The following is a 704-nucleotide window of genomic DNA, read 5'->3' on the forward strand; positions in this document are numbered from 1 at the left end:
CCACCTACTCCCTCGCCGTGCCGCATGCCGGCAACACGCCGCCAAACCCTCCCCCCCCGCCCCCGCCGCTCATCCCCTCCCCGATCGACCAGACGATCGGGAGCGGGCCGGACACGATGGTGCTCAAGATCAGCGAGGACGCCTGGAACGGGCACGCGCAGTACACGGTCAAGGTGGACGGCGTGGCGGTCGGGAACGGGCTGACGGCCGCCGCCAGCCACGCGCTCGGGCAGTCGGACACGCTGACGCTGAAGGGCAGCTGGGGCGCCGGCGCGCACACGGTGGAGGTGAGCTTCCTSAACGACGCCTGGGGCGGCTCGGCCAGCACSGACCGCAACCTCTACGTCGACGGCGTCACCTACAACGGCAAGGCCGTCCCCGCGGGCACCGCCTCCCTCCTGCAGCCCGTCACCGCCTCCTTCCAGGTGCCGGCCAAGGCGACGTCGCTCGACACCACGATTGGCAGTGGTCCGGACGCGCTGGTGCTCAAGGTGAGCGAGGACGCCTGGAACGGTCACGCGCAGTACACGGTCAAGGTGGACGGCGCGCCAATCGGCGGCACCCTCACGGCGGCGGCAAGCCACGCGCTCGGGCAGTCCGACACGCTGACGCTGAAGGGAGCCTGGGGCACGGGCGCGCACACGGTGGAGGTGAGCTTCCTGAACGACGCCTGGGGCGGCTCGGCCAGCACCGACCGCAACCTC

The 704-nt window shown here is 71.8% G+C and carries 1 protein-coding gene; it reads left to right on the forward strand.

Annotated elements, in window-relative coordinates; translation table 11 throughout:
• On the forward strand, positions 1-704 hold a 704-nt coding region (locus EAH89_RS30995; protein ID WP_206667743.1), incomplete at both ends, for a carbohydrate-binding domain-containing protein.

The organism is Muricoccus nepalensis (assembly GCF_006438825.1).
GTDB lineage: Bacteria > Pseudomonadota > Alphaproteobacteria > Acetobacterales > Acetobacteraceae > Roseomonas > Roseomonas nepalensis.